The 19,354-nt window shown below is 68.7% G+C and carries 21 protein-coding genes and 1 tRNA gene; 17 read left to right on the top strand and 5 right to left on the bottom strand.

The annotated features are described in order from the left end of the window. Window positions 1–126: 126 nt before the first annotated feature. From ACEWX3_RS02500 to ACEWX3_RS02470, 7 genes are all read left to right on the top strand, one after another. Window positions 127–1,092 (top strand): metallophosphoesterase, encoded by a 966-nt coding sequence (locus tag ACEWX3_RS02500; protein ID WP_221359087.1) that lies wholly within the window; start codon window positions 127–129, stop codon window positions 1,090–1,092. Further along, window positions 1,089–2,192, top strand: coding sequence for a PLP-dependent cysteine synthase family protein (locus ACEWX3_RS02495; protein WP_374158606.1), 1,104 nt, complete (start codon window positions 1,089–1,091; stop codon window positions 2,190–2,192). The genes ACEWX3_RS02500 and ACEWX3_RS02495 overlap by 4 nt, the downstream gene beginning before the upstream one ends. Window positions 2,193–2,435: 243 nt before the next feature. Continuing rightward, a tRNA-Pro gene (locus tag ACEWX3_RS02490) sits at window positions 2,436–2,509 on the top strand. A 128-nt stretch (window positions 2,510–2,637) separates the two neighbouring features. Then, window positions 2,638–2,922: a type VII secretion target gene (locus ACEWX3_RS02485; protein ID WP_374158605.1), complete on the top strand. Its 285-nt coding sequence runs from the start codon at window positions 2,638–2,640 to the stop codon at window positions 2,920–2,922. Window positions 2,923–2,925: 3 nt separating this feature from the next. Continuing rightward, complete coding sequence (locus ACEWX3_RS02480) at window positions 2,926–3,897, top strand: WXG100 family type VII secretion target (protein WP_374158604.1); 972 nt, start codon at window positions 2,926–2,928, stop codon at window positions 3,895–3,897. 163 nt (window positions 3,898–4,060) lie between these two features. After that, on the top strand, window positions 4,061–4,273 hold the full coding sequence (locus ACEWX3_RS02475) for a hypothetical protein (protein ID WP_374158603.1): 213 nt from the start codon (window positions 4,061–4,063) through the stop codon (window positions 4,271–4,273). Next, the gene (locus ACEWX3_RS02470) at window positions 4,270–5,001 is read left to right on the top strand and encodes a hypothetical protein (RefSeq protein WP_374158602.1); all 732 of its coding nucleotides are present in this window, start codon (window positions 4,270–4,272) and stop codon (window positions 4,999–5,001) included. The genes ACEWX3_RS02475 and ACEWX3_RS02470 overlap by 4 nt, the downstream gene beginning before the upstream one ends. A gap of 60 nt (window positions 5,002–5,061) precedes the next feature. Here the strand turns inward: ACEWX3_RS02470 and ACEWX3_RS02465 are convergent, their stop codons facing one another. After that, complete coding sequence (locus tag ACEWX3_RS02465; RefSeq protein WP_374158601.1) at window positions 5,062–5,574, bottom strand: hypothetical protein; 513 nt, start codon at window positions 5,572–5,574, stop codon at window positions 5,062–5,064. 435 nt (window positions 5,575–6,009) lie between these two features. Between ACEWX3_RS02465 and ACEWX3_RS02460 the strand changes: the two genes are divergently transcribed. After that, on the top strand, window positions 6,010–6,939 hold the full coding sequence (locus ACEWX3_RS02460) for a phosphatase PAP2 family protein (protein WP_286183810.1): 930 nt from the start codon (window positions 6,010–6,012) through the stop codon (window positions 6,937–6,939). Window positions 6,940–6,941: 2 nt separating this feature from the next. On the opposite strand, the gene ACEWX3_RS02455 is transcribed toward ACEWX3_RS02460, so the two are convergent. Both ACEWX3_RS02455 and ACEWX3_RS02450 read right to left on the bottom strand, forming a co-directional pair. Further along, the gene (locus ACEWX3_RS02455; protein ID WP_173012127.1) at window positions 6,942–7,079 is read right to left on the bottom strand and encodes a hypothetical protein; all 138 of its coding nucleotides are present in this window, start codon (window positions 7,077–7,079) and stop codon (window positions 6,942–6,944) included. 11 nt (window positions 7,080–7,090) lie between these two features. After that, the gene (locus ACEWX3_RS02450) at window positions 7,091–8,077 is read right to left on the bottom strand and encodes an LLM class F420-dependent oxidoreductase (RefSeq protein WP_207069223.1); all 987 of its coding nucleotides are present in this window, start codon (window positions 8,075–8,077) and stop codon (window positions 7,091–7,093) included. Window positions 8,078–8,183: 106 nt separating this feature from the next. On the opposite strand from ACEWX3_RS02450, the gene ACEWX3_RS02445 reads away from it, so the two are divergent. The 8 genes from ACEWX3_RS02445 to ACEWX3_RS02410 all read left to right on the top strand — a co-directional run bounded on the left by ACEWX3_RS02445 (window position 8,184) and on the right by ACEWX3_RS02410 (window position 16,089). Continuing rightward, on the top strand, window positions 8,184–9,365 hold the full coding sequence (locus tag ACEWX3_RS02445; protein ID WP_374159764.1) for a hypothetical protein: 1,182 nt from the start codon (window positions 8,184–8,186) through the stop codon (window positions 9,363–9,365). Between the two features lies 1 nt (window position 9,366). Then, window positions 9,367–10,017, top strand: a complete 651-nt coding sequence (locus ACEWX3_RS02440) for a DUF4129 domain-containing protein (RefSeq protein WP_374158600.1) — start codon at window positions 9,367–9,369, stop codon at window positions 10,015–10,017. Beyond that, window positions 10,014–11,162, top strand: a complete 1,149-nt coding sequence (locus ACEWX3_RS02435) for a DUF4350 domain-containing protein (RefSeq protein ID WP_374158599.1) — start codon at window positions 10,014–10,016, stop codon at window positions 11,160–11,162. Before ACEWX3_RS02440 ends, ACEWX3_RS02435 begins: the two co-directional genes overlap by 4 nt. A gap of 38 nt (window positions 11,163–11,200) precedes the next feature. Beyond that, a complete protein-coding gene (locus ACEWX3_RS02430; RefSeq protein WP_374159763.1) occupies window positions 11,201–12,121 on the top strand; it encodes an AAA family ATPase in 921 nt (306 codons plus the stop codon). 4 nt (window positions 12,122–12,125) lie between these two features. Continuing rightward, on the top strand, window positions 12,126–13,448 hold the full coding sequence (locus ACEWX3_RS02425; RefSeq protein WP_207065399.1) for a DUF58 domain-containing protein: 1,323 nt from the start codon (window positions 12,126–12,128) through the stop codon (window positions 13,446–13,448). 177 nt (window positions 13,449–13,625) lie between these two features. Further along, the gene (locus ACEWX3_RS02420) at window positions 13,626–14,258 is read left to right on the top strand and encodes a methyltransferase domain-containing protein (protein ID WP_374159762.1); all 633 of its coding nucleotides are present in this window, start codon (window positions 13,626–13,628) and stop codon (window positions 14,256–14,258) included. Window positions 14,259–14,332: 74 nt separating this feature from the next. Continuing rightward, the gene (locus ACEWX3_RS02415; protein WP_207065411.1) at window positions 14,333–15,580 is read left to right on the top strand and encodes a molybdopterin-dependent oxidoreductase; all 1,248 of its coding nucleotides are present in this window, start codon (window positions 14,333–14,335) and stop codon (window positions 15,578–15,580) included. Then, window positions 15,577–16,089, top strand: coding sequence for a hypothetical protein (locus tag ACEWX3_RS02410; protein ID WP_374158598.1), 513 nt, complete (start codon window positions 15,577–15,579; stop codon window positions 16,087–16,089). Before ACEWX3_RS02415 ends, ACEWX3_RS02410 begins: the two co-directional genes overlap by 4 nt. Here ACEWX3_RS02410 and ACEWX3_RS02405 read toward each other — a convergent pair. Continuing rightward, the gene (locus ACEWX3_RS02405) at window positions 16,079–17,071 is read right to left on the bottom strand and encodes a stage II sporulation protein M (protein WP_374159761.1); all 993 of its coding nucleotides are present in this window, start codon (window positions 17,069–17,071) and stop codon (window positions 16,079–16,081) included. The two genes, ACEWX3_RS02410 and ACEWX3_RS02405, sit on opposite strands and share 11 nt — an antisense overlap. Window positions 17,072–17,099: 28 nt before the next feature. Here ACEWX3_RS02405 and ACEWX3_RS02400 point away from each other — a divergent pair, with 28 nt between their 5' ends. Continuing rightward, window positions 17,100–17,972, top strand: a complete 873-nt coding sequence (locus tag ACEWX3_RS02400) for an RDD family protein (protein ID WP_207065397.1) — start codon at window positions 17,100–17,102, stop codon at window positions 17,970–17,972. Window positions 17,973–17,976: 4 nt separating this feature from the next. Here the strand turns inward: ACEWX3_RS02400 and ACEWX3_RS02395 are convergent, their stop codons facing one another. Further along, complete coding sequence (locus tag ACEWX3_RS02395) at window positions 17,977–19,323, bottom strand: carotenoid oxygenase family protein (protein ID WP_374158597.1); 1,347 nt, start codon at window positions 19,321–19,323, stop codon at window positions 17,977–17,979. Between the last annotated feature and the right edge of the window lie 31 nt (window positions 19,324–19,354).

Genomic DNA, 19,354 nt, shown 5'->3' with positions numbered 1-19,354 from the left:
TTCGTTGAAGTGAAGTGGTAGCAGCTCCACTCCACGACGGGAGGCCTTCGCCAATCAACGACCGCTACAGCGAGTCGTCACACTTCTTCAACCAACCTGCCTGGGTAGTACAGCTAGGCTGCGTACATGCCTTCTGCTTCACCGGGATCGCTTCTGAAGACCTCTGCCGCGGCCTCCGTCGGCACGCTGGTGGCCGGAATCGGCTACGCTTCGCTGATCGAACGCAACGCGTTCGTGGTCCGGCAGGCCACCATGCCGGTGCTGACACCGGGGTCCTCGCCGCTGAAGGTGCTGCACATCAGCGACATCCACATGCGTCCGACGCAGCGCCGCAAGCAGGCCTGGTTGCGGGAGCTGGCCGGCTGGGAACCCGACCTGGTGGTCAACACCGGTGACAACCTGGCGCACCCCAAGGCGGTGCCCGCCGTCGTGCAGGCGCTCGGCGACCTGTTGTCGGTGCCCGGGGTGTTCGTGTTCGGCAGCAACGACTATTTCGCTCCCAAGCTGAAGAATCCGGCGAACTACCTGACCAACCCCAACCACCGCATACACGGGGAGCCGCTGCCCTGGCAGGACCTGCGGGCGGCGTTCACCGAGCGCGGCTGGCTGGACATGACCCACACACGGCGCGAGTTCGAGGTCGCCGGCCTGCACATCGCCGCGGCGGGCGTCGACGATCCGCACCTCAAGCGTGACCGCTACCCCACCATCGCCGGGCCGGCGAACGCGGCGGCGAACCTGACGCTGGGCTTGACGCACTCCCCCGAGCCGCGCGTACTGGACCAGTTCGCCGCCGACGGATACCAACTGGTGATGGCCGGCCACACTCACGGCGGGCAGCTGTGCCTGCCGTTCTACGGCGCCATCGTCACCAACTGCGAACTCGACCGGTCGCGGGCCAAGGGTCCGTCGCGCTGGGGTGCGCGCACGCAGCTGCACGTGTCGGCGGGCATCGGCACGTCCCCGTTCGCCCCGTTGCGGTTCTGCTGCCGGCCCGAGGCGACGCTGCTCACCTTGGTCGCGGCTCCCACCGGCGGATCGGACATCCAGACGCGGGAGGGACAGTCGCATCCGACCGTCTCCGCACGGTGAACCGACCGGCCGCGTCGGCGTGCCGCCAGTCCCGGGCGTGGGTGGACAACGCGGTCCGGCTGATCGAGGCCGACGCGCGGCGCAGCGCTGACACCCACCTGCTGCGGTACCCGCTGCCGGCGCGCTGGGCCGCCGACGCGGACCTGGCGCTGTACCTCAAGGACGAATCGACCCACATCACCGGCAGCCTCAAACACCGGCTGGCGCGGTCGCTGTTCCTGTACGGCCTGTGCAACGGCTGGATCAGCGAGGACACCACCGTCATCGAGGCCTCCTCGGGGTCGACGGCGGTGTCAGAGGCCTACTTCGCGGAGCTGATCGGGGTGCCGTTCATCGCGGTGATGCCCGAGTCGACCAGCGCAGCCAAGATCGCCTTGATCGAATCGCAGGGCGGCCGTTGCCATTTCGTCGCCGAGGCGGCTCAGGTGTACGACGAGGCGCAGCGGCTGGCCGATCAGACCGGCGGGCACTACCTGGACCAGTTCACCAACGCCGAGCGCGCGACCGACTGGCGGGGCAACAACAACATCGCCGAGTCGATCTACGAGCAGCTCGGTCAGGAGACCCATCCCGTGCCCGAGTGGATCGTCGTCGGTGCCGGCACCGGCGGGACGAGCGCCACGATCGGGCGCTACATCCGGTATCGCCGCCATCCCACCCGGTTGTGCGTCGTGGACCCGGAGAATTCGGCGTTCTTCCCCGCCTACGCCTCGGGTGACCGCAACGTCGTGACCGGCATGTCGTCGCGGATCGAAGGGATCGGGCGGCCGCGGGTGGAGCCGTCGTTCCTCCCCGAGGTGGTCGACCGGATGATGACGGTGCCCGATGCGGGTTCGGTGGCAGCAGCCCACCACGTCAGCCGGGTGCTGAACCGCCGCGTCGGCCCCTCCACGGGCACCAACATCTGGGGGGCGTTCAGCCTGCTGGCCGAGATGGCCGCGACTGGCTGCAGCGGATCAGTGGTGACGCTGCTGGCCGACAGCGGTGACCGCTACACCGAGACCTATTTCTGCCCCGAATGGCTGACCAGCCACGGGCTCGACCCGTCGGAGTCGGCCGAGGTGCTGGCCGAGTTCGAGCGGTCCGGCCGCTGGCTCTGATCGCGTGAGCCACGGGTCAGCGGTCCGTCGGAGGTCAGGTAGAGCCACAGCGCAGCCAGTGCGAAGAAGCCCAGGTACAGCGATGCGCCCAGCCCGGTCATGGCACACCTCGTTTCTTTGGTTCGTGTTTGTCAGTGTGCACAACGCCACCGACAGGCTTGTTCCTTCCCGCGGCGTGTCGGCGTCGGTGATACGCGTTTGGCTTCAACCTCGGCCAGTGCGATACGCTGTCGAGGCTTCACACGGGGTGTGGCGCAGCTTGGTAGCGCGCTTCGTTCGGGACGAAGAGGTCGTGGGTTCGAATCCCGCCACCCCGACTCGTGTGTTCGCAGGTGAGAGGCCCTGACCGGTTCTTCTGGTCGGGGCCTTCCTGCTGCTGTGAGCCCGGTGCTGCGCTGGAAATTGGTGCGCGGGCGGCTCGCCCGGCTCCACTAATCTGGACGCTGTGGAAGTCGATCCGGAAGTCCTGCGTGCGTTCGCCGGGCAGGTCGACATCGCCTGCGGGGTAATTCGCGAGGCCGACGTCGGGACGAAGGTCGCCGCGGCGGCCGACGGCTTGGACGGATCGACGACTCAGTGGGCGGCGCGACTTGTGGGTGCGCACGTGACGGAGGTGGTCGAGCAGATGGCGACCCAGGTCAGCGCCATGGGCACCGCCGTGCGTGGCGCGGGCAACGCCTACGAGGTGACCGACGACGACCTCGCCGCGAGCTTCGACGGGATCTTCTGACCAGTGTTGCCGTCGCGCTCCCGCTTGGAGCGCTGGAATCCCGATTCTCTGACGCACACCGGTCACGCAATCGAGACCGGCGGACGGACCATCGACGACGCCGTCACCACGATGAGCAACAACATCGCCACCATGCCGGAAACCAGAGCGTGGTCTGGTGACGCGCACAGGGCGGCCACCACGATGTTCGACCGAGCGCAAGTCCAAGCCAACGCCTTGGCGGCGTACACACGCGATATCGGCGCTGTCCTGCGCGACGGTGCCGGCACCATCGGCGCAGCCCGGACAGCGCTGCTGGACAAGGCGGACGAGATCGACATGAACGGCCAGCTGTACGTCAGCGATCAATGGGTGGTGTTGATCACCGGGGCAGCGATGACCGCCGAGGAGGCGGCGGCGCTGGAACGCCGCGCGCAGGCCGAGCAGGTCACCGTCAACGCACTACTGCTGGCGGTCGGTGCCGCTGACGACTCCACCGCCGCAGCGGTGACCGCGGCAGCCACCGCACACGGATTCGAACCCCCTGACCCAACCGGTTTGGACAACGTGACGCCCGGACTTCAGCGACCCGGCGACGATGTGCCAAACCCGGCCGGGGCAGCCGGACTCATGCAGCAGGCCATGCTCCGTGACATCGACATGTCACGAACGATCAGAGACACCAGGGTTGACGTAGACGGTGACATCACAACCACCACGCACACCATGCAGGATGGCAGCAAGCAAGTGGTGACCGAGGACAACGAATATCAGTGGGACCGTGGCCCCACTCTGACGGTCACCCACTACGACAATGATGGCAACTTTCTTGTCCCAGACCAGCACTGTCACGTGGAAGGACACGACGACGTACTCCCTTCGAGGTGCCACGACGACCAGTACGCGACTCGCGGACGGCACACTTCTGGAAAGACATCAGTGGCCCAACGGCAGGGACGAAGCCAAGGTCTACACACCAGACGGTCGGGAAGGTGACATCCCGATCGAGATTCTCAGCAACCCGCCTACGGCGATCGCGGGCGGCGCCCTGACCGGTTTCGAGCGATACGTCGAGCAGGGTGGGTCCGTACCGAGGCTGAGTGCGGATGCTCTCAAAGGGGTCGGCGTCGGTGCGAAGTTCGCCGGACCTGCTGTGGGCGTGGCCGAGATGCTGTTCAACGTCGCCGGCGCCCAGAGCGCTTTCGAGCGATGTGTCGACACCTACAGCGGCGTCGGATCCGTGGCCGGCGGTTTCGCCCCTCTGCTTGTGCCAGGCGCGGGCTGGATTACCGCCGGCCTGATATCGATCGGTGGCTCGCAAGTCACCAGCGCATTCGGCACATTCCTCGGAAATCAGTTCTGCTCACGATGACGAACGCCCGCGATGCCGCCTTGTTCACTTTGCTCGCCGCTTGTGTCGTCATGTTCGCGTGGTGGGGTATTCAAGCGTTGTCCGAAGCTCATTCGGCCTCCGCACTGATCGCGTTCCTCTTCAGCAGCGCATTCCTCTTCTTTGCGAACCAGTGGGCGGTCATGAGATGGATGGCACGTCCTCGCGGTGGATACAGCCCTGCTGGGACGACCGTTCGGCCGAGAAAGCTGTTCGACGTACTCTCGTTGATCTGGATCGGTGGCGCAACGTTAGGCGCGTTGCTCTATATCGCCGTCTCCATGTTCGACGTCGTCGACATACCTACCTACCGGTCGTCTCTGGTGTGGGCGATGGTCTTCATCGCCATTGCGGGCGTAGCGACGCTGTGGCGCATGATCCTTCACGGTGGCGACTGCTACCTGCGCTTGACCCCGGATTGTTGCGAAGTGTGGAACGGCCCGTGGCTGGCCTTTCGGCGCGCCAAATGGGAAGACATCGAACAGATTCAGGACCATCCGCTGCGGCGCAAACTCCGCGGCCGGGAACTGATCGTGCTGGCGTTGCCCGAGGGTAGAAGTGCCACCCTTCTTTCGGATTGTGTCACCGACGACAGCGAAGCGCTTCGGGATTGGGTGCGGTTCTATTGGCAGCATCCCGAATACCGTGACGAACTCGTCGACCGCCGCGGCCTGCAGCGTCTTGATGACCAAAAGTTCACCGTCGAATGACATTGACAAAGCACGTCTCTGGAGGATCGGACTACCCGGTTGGCGCCGAGCTTCCTATCCTCACATCGGGCCACGACCCCTGTGCGCCGACTCCATGTCGTCGGCGATGAATCCCTCGATGAAGCCGCCCAACATCTCTGCCGTAACCGGTTCGGCGTATCCGGCGTCGGCCTCGTACAGGTAGTCCCCGTCGACGCTGACGTTCACCCACTGCAGGATTCGCCGCTGCGGATCAGTTCCCCACGTCCGCGCCGGTTCGTGGCGCGTCTGCACCGTACCGCTCGCCGTGACGTCGTGGATATCGACAACAGAGATGGCCGGCTCCCCGACATCGTTCGGCGGCAGCAGGAAGCCGAGGTCGTCGTACACCTCGATTGATTCCGGCGGCTCTGGAAGGTGGTTCCCTCCTCCCGCCACCGCAATCCGGGGGTGCGCACCTGCGCCGATCAGCCCGACCGATTCTGTGATGACGCCAGCCAACGTGTCCGGCGCCACGGCGAACACGTCGACGACGTCGACCCCGTCAGAGTCGATTCCCTGCACCGCGACGAAGCCGAGCTCGCCCGCACGCACCCATGGAAGCGCAACCCGGGGACGTCCTGGCCGAAGTGGTGCACCCGGCATTCGACGCAGACATCGGCTCGCACAAGCGCTTCCACCCATTCTCGAACGCCGTAGAGGTCACCATCGGCGAGCCGCTCAGCGATCGGTCGCACCTGCCTGGTGGCGAGCCAGACAGATCCGACCGGTCGGCGGCGGCCGAGCGGATACGGCAGTGCACTCCGTCCGTAGAGTTCGCAGGCCGACTCCAGATCGACCACCGCGATGGTCCCGGTGTGTTCGGCGGAAGCCGTCGCCGCGACACCCGGCCTGAAGGTCATGCCTGCCATTCTGCGGCGTCTGGACGGCGTCTTCACCAACTGGCCGTCCGCGCGTCGACGGTAGGCTCAGTGCAACGCTGGGGGCGTCATCCGTGCCATGTCGGAACGATGCAGAACGGGGGCTTGCGTGGCAACGAGGATCGACAGGCGGGTGGCGCTCGACGGTGACCAGCGGCTGCGCCGCGCCCGGCACCGCTGGACAGCGGTGTTGATCGGCGCGCTGTTGTTCGGCACTGCGGTCTACCTGCTGGCCGTTCACACGAGGACAGGGCAGCGCCTCGAGGACGCCGCACTGCGCGGGGCCACCCAGGTCGACGCCGACCTCCGTCAGACCGCGCTGGACATGTTCCACACCATCACGGTCACCTCACAGTTGGCCGCGGCGTTCCTCGTCGGCCTGATCGGGTTGCTGCGCCGACAGGTGTGGCTGGCGGTAGCGGGCGTCGGGGTGATCCTCGGCGGGCAGGCCGTGACGCAGGTGTTGAAGTACCACGTGCTGTCGCGCCCCGACCTCGTCTCCATCAACGGCACGTTCGCGGACAACACCCTGCCCAGCGGTCACACCACCGCGGCGATGTCACTGTTGTTCGCGACGTTGATCGTGATGCCGTACCGGTTCCGCGGGGTGGCCATGTTCGTGACGCTGACCTGGGCGGTGGGCATCGGCGCCTACACCGTCATCATCAGGGCGCACCGGCTCTCCGACACGCTGGCCGCCGACGCCGTCGCCCTCGTCGTGGCCTGCGCGGCGTCGCACTTCCTGGCGCGGACCGGCCGGATCCGGGCGGTCATCTCACCCGGCGCCGCACGGTTCACGTTGCGCACGGTGTTCGTCGTTCTCGTCGGTGCGGTCGGCGCGGCGAGCCTGACCCTCGGCCTGGTGCAGGTGCTCAACGCGGCCTCTGCTCATCTCAACGACCGGCCCGCCGAGTGGCACCTGTTCCTGGGTTCGCAGTGGCTGGCCGCAGCAGGCTCGATCGGGGCGGCACTGCTGTTCTGGTGGACGTGGCACCGCCTGGAGACCAAACGCAGCGGCGACCCGGTCAGCACCCGCTGACGTCAGGCCGTCGGCTCGCCGGCGTCCTTGTCGACGTCGGGGGTGTCTTCGCGGTGCTTGCCCTCTTCTTCGGCTTCCCGCTTCGCGCGCGACGCAGTGGAGCCCTCTTCGTCGTCGTAAATCCCTTTTCCTCGCGTCATCGAGCCTCCTTTCAGCGTGAAGCGTCGCGGAGCTTGTCCAACAGCGGACCCGCCGCCTCCTCGAGGAACAGATCCTGATTCTCGTCACCGATCTGGACGAGCGCAATGTCGGTGAAGCCGGCCTCCCAGTAGGCGCGCACGGCCTCGACGATGCCGTCGAGATCGGGTCCGCACGGAATGGACTCGGCGACGTCCTCGGGCCGGACGTACTGTGTCGCCGCGGCGAAGCCCGCGGTGGTCGGGATGTCGGCGTTGACGGCCCAGCCGCCGGAGAACCAGCGGAACTGGTCGTGTGCGCGTGTGACGGCGGCGTCGCGATCGGGATCCCAACACACGGGGATCTGACCGATCACCCGGGAATCCTCGGCCAGACCCGTCGCGCGGCGCCGGTCGTGCCACCCGGCGACCAGATCCTTGTCGGGCTCGGTGGTGATGAGGTGGTCGGCCAGCGCGGTGAACTGCTCCACCGAGCGCTCACCGGACACCGCCGCCGCGATGGCCACCGGAACCTCGGGCACATCCCAGATACGCGCCGAGTCGACCTCGAAGTAGTCGCCCTTCCAGTCGACCAGCTCGCCGGTGAGCAGTTCCCGGATGATCCGGATGGCTTCGGCCAGCATCTCTTGGCGGCGAGCCACGGTCGGCCAGCGGTGACCCACGACATGCTCGTTGAGGTTCTCCCCGCTGCCCACGCCCAGCGTGAACCGGCCGTCGGCCAATATCTGCATCGTTGCCGCCTTCTGCGCGACGACGGCGGGGTGGTAGCGCATGGTCGGGCAGGTGATGTAGGTCATCAACTCGACGCGCTCGGTGGCGTGGGCGACGGCACCCAGCATGGACCAGGCGTAGCACGCGTGGCCCTGCGAGGAGAGCCACGGGAAGTAGTGGTCGCTGCTCACCTCGAAGTCGAATCCGGCCTGCTCAGCCGAAACGGCATAACGGACAAGGTCTTTGGGTCCACTCTGCTCAGTCATCAGGGTGTAGCCGAATCGAGTCATGCGCACCGGGGTACCCGGTTGACCGACACCAAAACGGTGGCTGCTCGCCGCTGCGCGGATCGTGTCGACGTTGTCAATCGTTGCCGGCGTCGACAAGATGGTGATCATGACCCATGACGCCGGCGGCTACGGCCCACCGCAGGGCCCACCGCCCGGGTACGGCCCACCGCCCGGGTACGGCCCACCACCGGGGTACGGGCCACCACCGGGCTACCCCCCGCCGCCCGGGTACGGCCCACCGCCGGGCTACGGACCGCCCCCCGGGTACGGCCCACCGCCGGGGTACGGCCTCCCACCGGGATACGGACCACCGGTACTCAAACCGGGCGTCGTTCCGCTGCGACCGCTGACCCTGTCGGACATGTTCAACGGTGCGGTCGCCTACATCCGCGCGAATCCCAAGGCCACGCTGGGTCTGACGACGATCGTGGTGGTGGTGGCGCAGGTGATCGCGCTGCTGTTGTCGCTGTGGCCGTTCGCGTTCAGCGGCGACCTGGCACAGTCCCTGGACGGGGACGATCCCTCCACCGGGGCGATGGTCACCTGGGTCGCCTCCAGCCTGGGCTCGTCGCTGACGACCGCGCTGTCGACGATCCTTCTCAGCGGTCTGCTCACCGTCGTCATCGGCCGCGCGATCTTCGGTGCCGGCATCACCATCGGCGAGGCGTGGCGCCGGCTACGGCCGCGACTGTGGGCGCTGATCGCGTTCACCGTGCTGCAGGCGCTGGGCGCGCTGCTGCTGATCGGGGTCGTGGTCGGGATCATCGTCGGCGTGGCGGTCGCCGGGAACGGGTGGGCCGCGTTCTTCGTCGGTGCGCCGCTGACGCTCGCCCTGGTCATCGCGTTGGTCTACCTCGCCGTGATGCTGGCGTTCACCCCGTCGGCGATCGTGCTGGAACGCCGCGACATCATTTCGTCGATCAAGCGCTCGTTCAGCCTGATCAAGGGCGATTTTTGGCGGGTCCTCGGCATCCGGCTGCTCGCGGTGCTGGTGGCGCAGCTGGTGGCCGCGGCGGTCGCGATCCCGTTCACCATCGGCGGACAGCTCATGCTGGGCGCCTCGGCGGCGTTGGCAACCGAGATCCTCGCTCTGGTGATGCTGTCGGTGGGAGCCGTGGTCGGTCAGATCGTGACCGGACCGTTCAGCGCCGGGGTGATCGTGCTGCAGTACACGGACCGCAGGATCAGGGCCGAGGCGTTCGACCTGGTGTTGCAGACCGGCGCCGCGGCCGGCCCGGGGGCGGCGCCGGAGTCCACCGACGACCTGTGGCTGACCGGTCCGCGCTGACGTGGCCACTGTCGACATCGACCGTGACGCGGCGCACGACGCGGCGCAGAGTGAGCTCGCCAAGGCGATCTACCCGAAGCCCTCCCTCGGCGACCAGATCATGAGCTGGATCGAAGACCTGCTCTACCGGGTGGCGACGCGCGGGGCCGAGCTGCCCGGCGGGTGGTTCACCGTGGCGGTGTTGGTGCTGCTGGTGGCGGTCGCGGTCGTCGTCGCGGTGCGCATCGCCCGGCGTGCGATGAAGACCAGCCGATCGGCAGCGATCACCCTGTTCGACGACCATGAGCTCAGCGCCGCCGAGCATCGCGCGACCGCCGAGACGTTCGCCGCCTCGCAGCAGTGGGCGCCCGCCATCCGGCACCGGGTCCGCGCCGTCGCGCGCCAACTCGAGGAAGACGGGGTCCTCGACCGGGTCCCCGGCCGCACCGCCACCGAGCTCGCCCGGGTGGCCGGGCGTGCAATACCCGCGCTTGCCGACGAATTGAGTTCGGCTGCAACGGCGTTCAATGACGTGACCTACGGTGAGCGACCAGGCACCGAGGCGAGCTACCGGCAGGTCGCGGCGCTGGACGGCAGGCTCGGCGACCGGGCGACCTCCGGGCCGGGAGCGCCGCAGCAGCCCGTCGCGCCGACGTGGGCCGAGGTGCGATGACGCCGTCGTCGACGGCGGTCGGCCCGACCATGACCGCACGGTGGCGTGGCGGGCGCTGGGTACTGCTGGCCGTCGTGGTCATCGTCGCGGTCGCTGTCGCCGGCGCTTACCTGTCCGGGGCGCGCTCCGGCGGTCCGATGGATCCTGAATCGACCGCCGAGGACGGTGCGCATGCCCTGGTCGCGCTGCTTCGCGACCAGGGCGTTGCCGTCGTCGAAGCAGCCGACCTCGCCACCGTGGAGGGTGCGGCGCGGCCGGACACCTTGCTGGTCGTGGCGCAGACCCCTCACCTGCACGGCGACGAACTGCTGGGCCGGCTGGCCGCCCTGCCGGGTGATCGGCTGCTGGTGCAGCCCTCGGGCGCCACCCGGGAAGCGCTGGCTCCCGAACTCGACGCGGGCGAGCCCACCGATTTCGGTGGTCTGCGGCCGGACTGCGACCTGCGGGAGGCCACCCGGGCCGGTGCGGTGCGGTTCGACGGCGCCGACACCTTCGACGCCGCGGGCGCGGTGCCGGTGACCCGATGCTACGACGGCGCGCTGGCCCGTTACACGGTCGGGGAGCGCACCGTCACCGCAGTGGGCAGCGCCCACGTCATGGCCAACGGCGGGTTGCTGCAGGAAGGCAACGCCGCGTTGGCCATGAACCTCGCCGGCACCCGGCCGCGGGTGATCTGGTATGCGCCGCAGTTCGCCCAGTTCGACGACTTCGGCGGGGACGCAACACTTTCCGACCTGGTACCCAAGCAGGTTCCTTGGCTGGTCTGGCAGCTGGTGCTGGTGGTGGCACTGCTGGCGCTGTGGAAGATCCGTCGCGTCGGCCCGCTGGTGGCCGAGCAGCTGCCGGTGGTGGTACGTGCCTCGGAAACCGTGGAGGGTCGCGGTCGCATGTACCGGGCGCACCGGGCCCGCGATCGTTCCGCCGAGGCGCTGCGCACAGCGACGCTGCACCGGATGCTGCCGCGGCTGGGACTCGGACCGGCGGCGCCGCCCGATTCCGTCACCCATGCGGTGCACCAGCGGTGCGGGCTGGATCCGCACCACGTGGCCCGTACTCTCTACGGACCGCCACCGGTCACCGACGACGAGTTGGTGGGCCTGGCCGGCGCGCTCGACGACATCGAAAGGCAGGTCGCACGATCGTGACTCAACCCGCCCCGCACGAGGACGCCCGCACCGCACTGATGGCGCTACGCGCCGAGATCGCCAAGGTGGTCGTGGGTCAGGACGCCGTCGTCAGCGGCCTGGTGATCGCGCTGCTGTGCCGCGGGCACGTGCTGCTCGAGGGTGTGCCCGGGGTGGCGAAGACGCTGCTGGTGCGCACGCTGGCCGCGGCTCTGCAGCTGGAGTTCAAGCGGGTTCAATTCACCCCGGATCTGATGCCGGGCGACGTCACCGGATCTCTGGTCTATGACACCCGCACCGCTGAGTTCGAGTTCCGCGCGGGACCGGTCTTCACCAACCTCATGTTGGCCGACGAGATCAACCGCACCCCGCCCAAGACGCAGGCCGCACTGCTGGAGGCGATGGAGGAACGTCAGGTCAGCGTCGACGGACAGCCGCGGACGTTGCCCGATCCGTTCATCGTCGCCGCAACCCAGAACCCGATCGAGTACGAGGGCACCTACCAACTTCCCGAGGCGCAGCTGGACCGGTTCCTGCTCAAGCTCAACGTGAGTCTGCCGCCCCGCGAGCAGGAGATCGCGATCCTGCAGCGGCACGCGCGCGGCTTCGACCCGCGCGACCTGTCCTCGGTGCGTCCGGTGGCCGGGCCGGCCGAGCTGGCCGCAGGCCGCGAAGCGGTCAGGCAGGTGCTGGTCGGCGACGAAGTGCTCGGCTACATCGTCGACATCGTCGCCGCCACACGCCATTCGCCGTCGCTGCAGCTCGGCGTCTCGCCACGCGGTGCCACCGCCCTGCTGTCCACGTCGCGGTCCTGGGCGTGGTTGTCCGGGCGCAACTACGTCACTCCCGACGACGTCAAGGCCATGGCCAGATCCACGCTGCGCCACCGGGTGGCGCTGCGCCCCGAGGCGGAACTAGAGGGCGCGAGCGCCGACGGGGTCATCGACGGCATCCTGGCTGCCGTGCCGGTGCCACGTTAGATCCGTGGTTCTCACCGGACGGGTCGGGCTGATAGCACTGCTGTGCGCGGTGCCGATCACGCTGTCTTCGCGCCCAGCCCTGGTGTTCGGCGTGACGCTGGCCGCGCTGACCGTTGCCGTCGTGGCCGACGCCCTCCTGGCGGGAAGCCCCCGCAAGCTCGAACTGGTCAGGGATGGAGCACAATCGGCGCGATTGGGTCAGCCGGTCGAAACGACCCTGAGCCTGACCAATCTGGGGCGGCGGCGGTTTCGCGGAGTCGTGCGCGACGCCTGGGCACCCAGCGCGCGAGCGCAGCCGCGCACCCATCCGGTGAACATCGCTGCTGGACAACAGGTTCGGGTTCACACCCGGCTGCAGCCGGTGCGCCGGGGCGATCAGGTGTCAGCACTGGTCACCGCCCGCTCGACAGGGCCGCTCGGACTGGCCGGACGTCAGGGATCGCACCGGGTGCCGTGGCGCATCCGGATCCTGCCTCCCTTCCTGTCTCGCAAGCACCTGCCGTCGCGGCTGGCCCGGTTGCGCGAACTGGAGGGCATGACGCCGGTGCTGATCCGCGGACAGGGCACCGAATTCGATTCGCTGCGCGAGTATGTGGTCGGGGACGACATCCGCTCGATCGACTGGCGGGCGACGGCGCGACGCGCGGACGTGGTGGTGCGGACGTGGCGGCCCGAGCGGGACCGCCGGGTGGTGATCGTGCTGGACACCGGAAGGACGTCGGCCGGTCGGGTGGGCGTGGACCCCACCGGGGCCGATCTGAGCGGCTGGCCGCGACTGGACTGGTCGATGGATGCCGCGTTGCTGCTTGCCGCGCTGGCAGCCCGCGCCGGTGACCACGTCGACTTCCTCGCCCACGATCGCGTCACCCGCGCCGGCGTTCTCAACGCCTCGCGCACCGAGTTGCTGGCCCAACTGGTCGACGCGATGGCGCCGTTGGAGCCCGCTCTGGTCGAATCGGACGCGCGGTCGATGGTCGCCGCCGTGCAGCGCCGCGAGCGGCGCAGCGCGCTGGTGGTGCTGCTGACCGACCTGAACGCGTCGGCGATCGACGAGGGCCTGATCGGGGTGATTCCGCAGCTCACCGCCAAGCACCGGGTGATGCTGGCCGCGGTGGCGGACCCGCGGGTCGACAGCCTGGCCGCGGGACGCTCCGACGCGGTGGCCGTCTACGACGCCGCGGCGGCGGAGCGGGCCCGCAACGACCGCCGCGAGGTGGCGGCGCGGCTGCGCGGCCTCGGTGTCGACGTCGTCGACGCTCCGCCGGACGAACTCGCCCCCGCCCTGGCCGATCACTACCTCGCGATGAAGGCCGCGGGCCGCCTGTAGGCCGTCGGTTAACGAAGTCTGACGGTTCCCCGCCCCGGCTTGAGAACGAAAACGGCGGGTATTGAGATTTCCACGTGGACGCGTCGCACTGTTGCAGAATCACTGAGGTGGCCTGCCGGTCGACGGCGACCCACCCAGCGCGCACCGGCGGGCTGCGGAACCGAGTGCGGGGTGACGATGCTGGGACAGCTCTACGAGCGGGCGCTGGGCGGCGAGGGATGCTGGATCCGCGACGCGCGTGGTGGAGTGTCTGACCTGCCGGTCGCCCAGTGGTTGGGCGGCCACGGCGCAGACGAGCCGTTCGACACCGCGGTGATCGCCATGTGTGACGGGCCCACGATCGAGTTGGGCTGCGGGCCCGCCCGGCTGGTGGCCGGTCTGGTCCGGCGCGGCATTCCCGCGCTGGGGGTGGACCAGTCGGCCACGGCGGTAGGGCTGGCGCGTCGGCGCGGCACCCCGGTTCTGCACGGCGACGTCTTCGGACCGCTGCCGGGGATGGGACAGTGGGCGACCGTGCTGCTGGCCGACGGGACGGTGGGGTTGGGCGGTGACCCCCAGCGCCTCCTGGGCGTCGCAGCGCAATTGCTGCGCCGGGGTGGGCGCTGCCTCGTGGAGCTCGACCCGACGTTCACCGGCGTGGTGACCAGCCGGATCAGGCTCGAATCGTCCGATGCGATCGGCGAGTGGTTCCCCTGGGCGCGTGTCGGCGCCGACAGCGCCGCCCTGCTGGCCGAACAGGCCGGCCTCACCCTGGCCGGCCTGCACCGGCTGGGTACGCGGGTGGTCGCCAGCCTCGCGGCGGTGCCGTGACCGACGACGACCGGGAGGGTTACGGGTTTCCGGAGGCGGCGTGGCGCACGCTGGACCGTCATCCGCCGCCGGGGATGAAGCGGGTCCAGCGCTGGCGCAGTCCGCTGCGCGGACCGTGGCTGACATCGGTGTTCGGGGCGGTGCTGTTGGTGACCCTGCCGGTGGTGACGATCACCGGGCTGCTGTCCTACATCGCCTACGGACCGCAACTGGGGCAGGCCATCCCCGGCGATGTCGGGTGGCTGAAGCTGCCGACCTTCGACTGGCCCACCGACCCGTCCTGGCTGTACCGTCTCAACCAGGGTCTGCACGTCGGGTTGGGACTGATCCTGATCCCGGTGGTGCTGGCCAAGCTGTGGTCGGTGATTCCGCGGCTGTTCGTCTGGCCCCCGTCACGCTCGATCGCCCAGGTGCTGGAGCGGGTGTCGCTGCTGATGCTCGTGGGCGGCATCCTGTTCGAGATCGTCACCGGGGTGCTCAACATCCAGTACGACTACATCTTCGGGTTCAGCTTCTACACCGCGCACTACTACGGCGCCTGGGTGTTCATCGCCGGCTTCGTGGTTCATGTCGCCATCAAGGCACCCCGAATGTGGTCGAGCCTGCGGTCACGGTCGATGCGCGAGGTGCTACGCACCAGCCGCGAGGACACGGTCGCGGAGCCCCACGAGCCGGACGGGCTGGTCAGCTCCGACCCGGCGCCCGCCACCCTGAGCCGGCGAGGCGCGTTGGCGCTCGTCGGCGGCGGCGCGACGTTCGTCGCCGTGCTCACCCTCGGTCAGACCATCGGCGGCTGGACCCGCCACGCGGCATTGCTGCTGCCGCGCGGCCGCAGCCTCGGTGACGGTCCCAACGACTTCCAGGTCAACCGGACCGCGGTCGCGGCCGGGATCAACCCCCAGAACACCGGCGACAGCTGGCGTCTCACCCTCACCGGCGGTGCGGAGCCGGTTGTGCTGGATCGCGCCACGCTCAGCGCCATGACCCAGCACACCGCGGTACTGCCGATCGCCTGCGTCGAGGGATGGTCGACCACGCAGACGTGGACGGGCGTGCGGCTGCGCGACCTCGCTCAGCTGGCTGGGGTGGCCGAACCCGAATGGGCGCAGGTGACGTCCATCGAACGCTTCGGCGCGTTCAACAGCGCCAGGCTGCAGGCCAACCAGGTGCGTCACGCCGATTCGCTGCTGGCGTTGCAGGTCAACGGTGTCGACCTGTCGCTGGATCACGGCTTCCCGGCGCGCATCATCGTCCCCGCGCTACCCGGCGTGCACAACACCAAGTGGGTGCGCGGCATCGAGTTCCGGACGGACCCCCGGTGAGCACGCTGACCGCCGGGTTCCGCACGATCTACGGTTCGCATCCGTGGCACCTGCTGGTGCTCATCGCCGGGTTCGCCCTGTTCGGCGCGGTGATCGCCACGCTCGGGGTGAGCGCGCTGTGGAATCCGACGACGTGGTGGCAGTCGATCGCGGTGTGGTTCGCTGCGGCCATCATCGTGCACGATCTCGTGTTGTTCCCGGTCTACGCGCTGGCCGACCGGGTGCTGCTGCGGGTCACCCGACCGCGCGGCGGTCACCGGTCCGCCGTGCCGGTGGTGAACTACGTCCGGGTACCCGCGCTGGCGGCGGGATTGACGCTGCTGATGTTCCTGCCGGGCATCATCGAGCAGGGTTCACGCACCTATCTGGCCGCCACCGGGCAGACCCAGGAACCGTTCCTCGGGCGGTGGCTGTTGTTGACGGCCGCGCTGTTCGGCGTGAGCGCCGTGATCTATGCCGTGCGACTCGTCCGGGCCCGCCGCAGCGGTACTGCCGGGGTCACGCCGTAGGCAGCACGTCGGGCGCGTCGGCAACGTCGCCGGTCTCCCCGGCGCGCGCCGCTCGCGCGCCGAAGTAGACCACGTAGCCCAGAAACGCCGCCTCGACGGCGACACCGATCGCGATGCGCGCGAAGGTCGGCAGCGGGGACGGCGTGACGAACGCCTCGACGAGGCCGGCGACCACGAGCACCGCCACCAGGCCGACGGCGACGGCGATCACCGCGCGGCCCTGCTCGGCCAGCACCTGCCCGCGGGGCCGGTCGCCGGGCGAGATGGCCGACCAGCCCAGCCGCATCCCCGCGCCCGCGGCCAGGAACACGGCCGTCAGCTCGATCAGCCCGTGTGGGGTGATCAGACCCAGGAACACATCGCCCTTGCCCGCGCCGAACATCAGGCCGGCGCTGAGGCCCAGATTCAGCGCGTTGTTGTACAGCACCCACGGAATCGGGATGCCCAGCAGAATCGCCGAGGCGATGCACTGCACGGCGATCCACGCGTTGTTCACCCAGACGCTGAGCGCGAACGACCCGGCCGGGTTCTCGCTGTAGTAGGCGGCGAAGTCGTTGTTGACCAGCTGGTCGATCTCCTCGGGCGTGGCGATGGCGGCCTGCACCTCGGGGTTGTTCGCGATCCACGCGGCGATCACGATCGCCACCACGAAGAAGCCGACCGCCGAACCCAGCCACCACCGCCAGGACCGGTAGGCGACCACCGGGAAGGACACCGTCCAGAATCGGATGAACTCCTGCCGCAGCGGCGCATGCGCCCCGGTCACCACCGAGCGGGCGCGCGCCACCAGACCCGACAGCCGGCCCACGAGCACCGCATCCGACGACGACGACCGCACGATGGACAGATGGGTCGACACCCGCTGGTAGAGCTCGACCAACTCGTCGACCTCGGCTCCGCTGAGCCGTCGGCGCTTCTTCACGAGGTGCTCGAGGCGGTCCCACGAGGCCCGGTTGGCCATCACGAACGCGTCGACATCCACGCCGGCCATGCTAGTAGCGTGAGCGGTTATGGTCGGTTCGCAGCAGCCCGTGGTCACCGGGGACGCGGTGGTGCTCGACGTCCAGATCGCTCAGCTGCCGGTGCGGGCACTGTCGATCCTCATCGACATCGTCGTCATCTTCGTGCTCTACGTCGTCGGCGTGATGCTCTGGGCGACCACGTTGGCCCAGTTCGATTCGGCGTTCTCGGCCGCGGTGCTGATCATCTTCACCGTGCTCGCACTGGTCGGCTATCCCGTGATCTTCGAAACCGCCACCCGCGGTAGGACCTTGGGCAAGATGGCGCTGGGACTTCGGGTGGTCTCCGACGACGGTGGCCCGGAACGGTTCCGCCAGGCGCTGTTCCGCGCGTTGGCCGGGGTGATCGAGATCTGGATGCTGACCGGTGGCCCGGCCGTCATCTGCAGCCTGATCTCTCCGAAGGGCAAACGCATCGGTGACATCTTCGCCGGAACTCTGGTGATCACCGAACGGGCCCCGCGCCTTTCGCCGCCACCGACCATGCCGCCACAGCTGGCGTGGTGGGCGGCCACGCTGGAGCTGTCCGGGCTGGACGCCGAGCAGGCCGAGCTGGCCCGGCAGTTCCTTTCCCGGGCATCGCAATTGCATCCCCAGGTGCGTGATCAGATGGCCTACCGGATCGGCTCGGATGTCCTGTCGCGAATCTCTCCCCCGCCGCCGGCAGGCACGCCGCCTGCGATGGCGTTGGCCGCTGTCCTCGCCGAGCGGCACCGGCGCGAGATGATTCGTCTGCAGCCGTCCCCACCACCGGGTTGGCCGGGCCCCGCCTCTCCGCCGTCGCATCCCGGGTCGCCGCCGCCCCCAGCCCCACCCGGGCCACCCGCCGCGCCCCGCACGGACGGGTTCGCGCCACCGTCCTGAGCGCTCAGTCGGCGATCCAGTTCCCGTGAAAACCGTAGGGAACCCGTTGCGGCAATGCGATTCTGGCGACCGGTGGGCCGGTGAAGTCGGAGGCGTCGATGATGACGAGGTCGCTGCCGTTGCGGGCAGGATCGTAGACGTAGGCGACATACCAGCCGCTGCTCTCGTCGGCGGGCCCCACCGTGGACGGCACGAACACCGCCTCCCCCGGCCCACCGGGAGCGTCGGCGGTGCCGAATCGGTGTTCGACCGTGCTGCCGGTGCGCAGGTCGTGACGGATCAGCCGGGCGTCGCCGACGGTGACCGCGTAGCGGGCCGGCAGCGTGGCGAGTCGATCGTCGATGCGCGGGAATTCCACGACCCGGTCGTCGTGCTGGCGTTCGGACACGGTGCCCCGCTGCATGTCGATCGTCCACGTCCACATGACTGCCTGGGCGTCGAAGCCGGCGTCGTCTCGCCACAGTTCCGGGTACCGGACCGCCTGCAACACAATGGTGTTGCCGTCGTCGTGGGCGTTGGCCACGTGGAAGACGTAACACGGATCGATGTCGAACCAGCGCACCTCCCCGAACGGGTCGTCGCGCCGCAGCACACCGAGCCGGGCCCCGTAGCCGTCGTCCCAGCGGTAGGGCATGTCGCCGGTCCCGTTGCGGGCGAAGTCGACATCGAACACGATCGGCAGGTCGAGGAACACCACGAAGTTCGCCGTCAACGCGAAGTCGTGCATCATCGTCAGCGCGGGCACGTCGATCGGGCGATCGATGATCAGGTTTCCGTCGGCGTCGGCGCGGTGGTAGGTCACATGCGGCGCGAAGAGGCTGCCGTATCCGAAGAAATGCAGTTCACCGGTGACGGGGCAGATCTTCGGGTGTGCGGTCATCGCGTCGACGAGCTTGCCGTCGAAGTCGTACGCGCCGACGGTTTCGAGTTCGTCGGTGATCTGATAGGGCAGCGACGATTCCACCAGCGCCAACGTTTTTCCGGCATGGTTGACCACGTGGGTGTTGGCCACGCTGACACGGAGGTTGCGGGTGCCGTCGGCGTTGTAGAAGGGTCGGGGATCATCGAAGCTGTCGGTGCGCACCCAGCGGTTGCGATACCACTTGGCCTGCCCCCCTTCGAGTCGGACGCCGTGGATCATGCCGTCTCCGGTGAACCAGTGCCCTGTCGCCGAGCGGGGGTTGGGTCCGTTGCGCAGGTACCACCCGCTCAGTTCGGCCGGTATGGCTCCGGTGACCGGAAGATCGTGTTCGGTCAGCTCGTCGGCGACGGGCGCGTAGTTGCCGCGCTGGAAGAAGTCCCCGGTCCCGAACAGTGTCGGATCGTCGTGGTCGGTGGCGGTTTCGGTCATGGTCTGCAACCTCCTGTGAGATGTCTACCAC

The sequence above is a fragment of the Mycobacterium sp. G7A2 genome, assembly GCF_041902445.1.
Classification (GTDB): Bacteria; Actinomycetota; Actinomycetes; order Mycobacteriales; family Mycobacteriaceae; genus Mycobacterium.
This window is presented reverse-complemented; position numbering and strand designations above follow the sequence as displayed.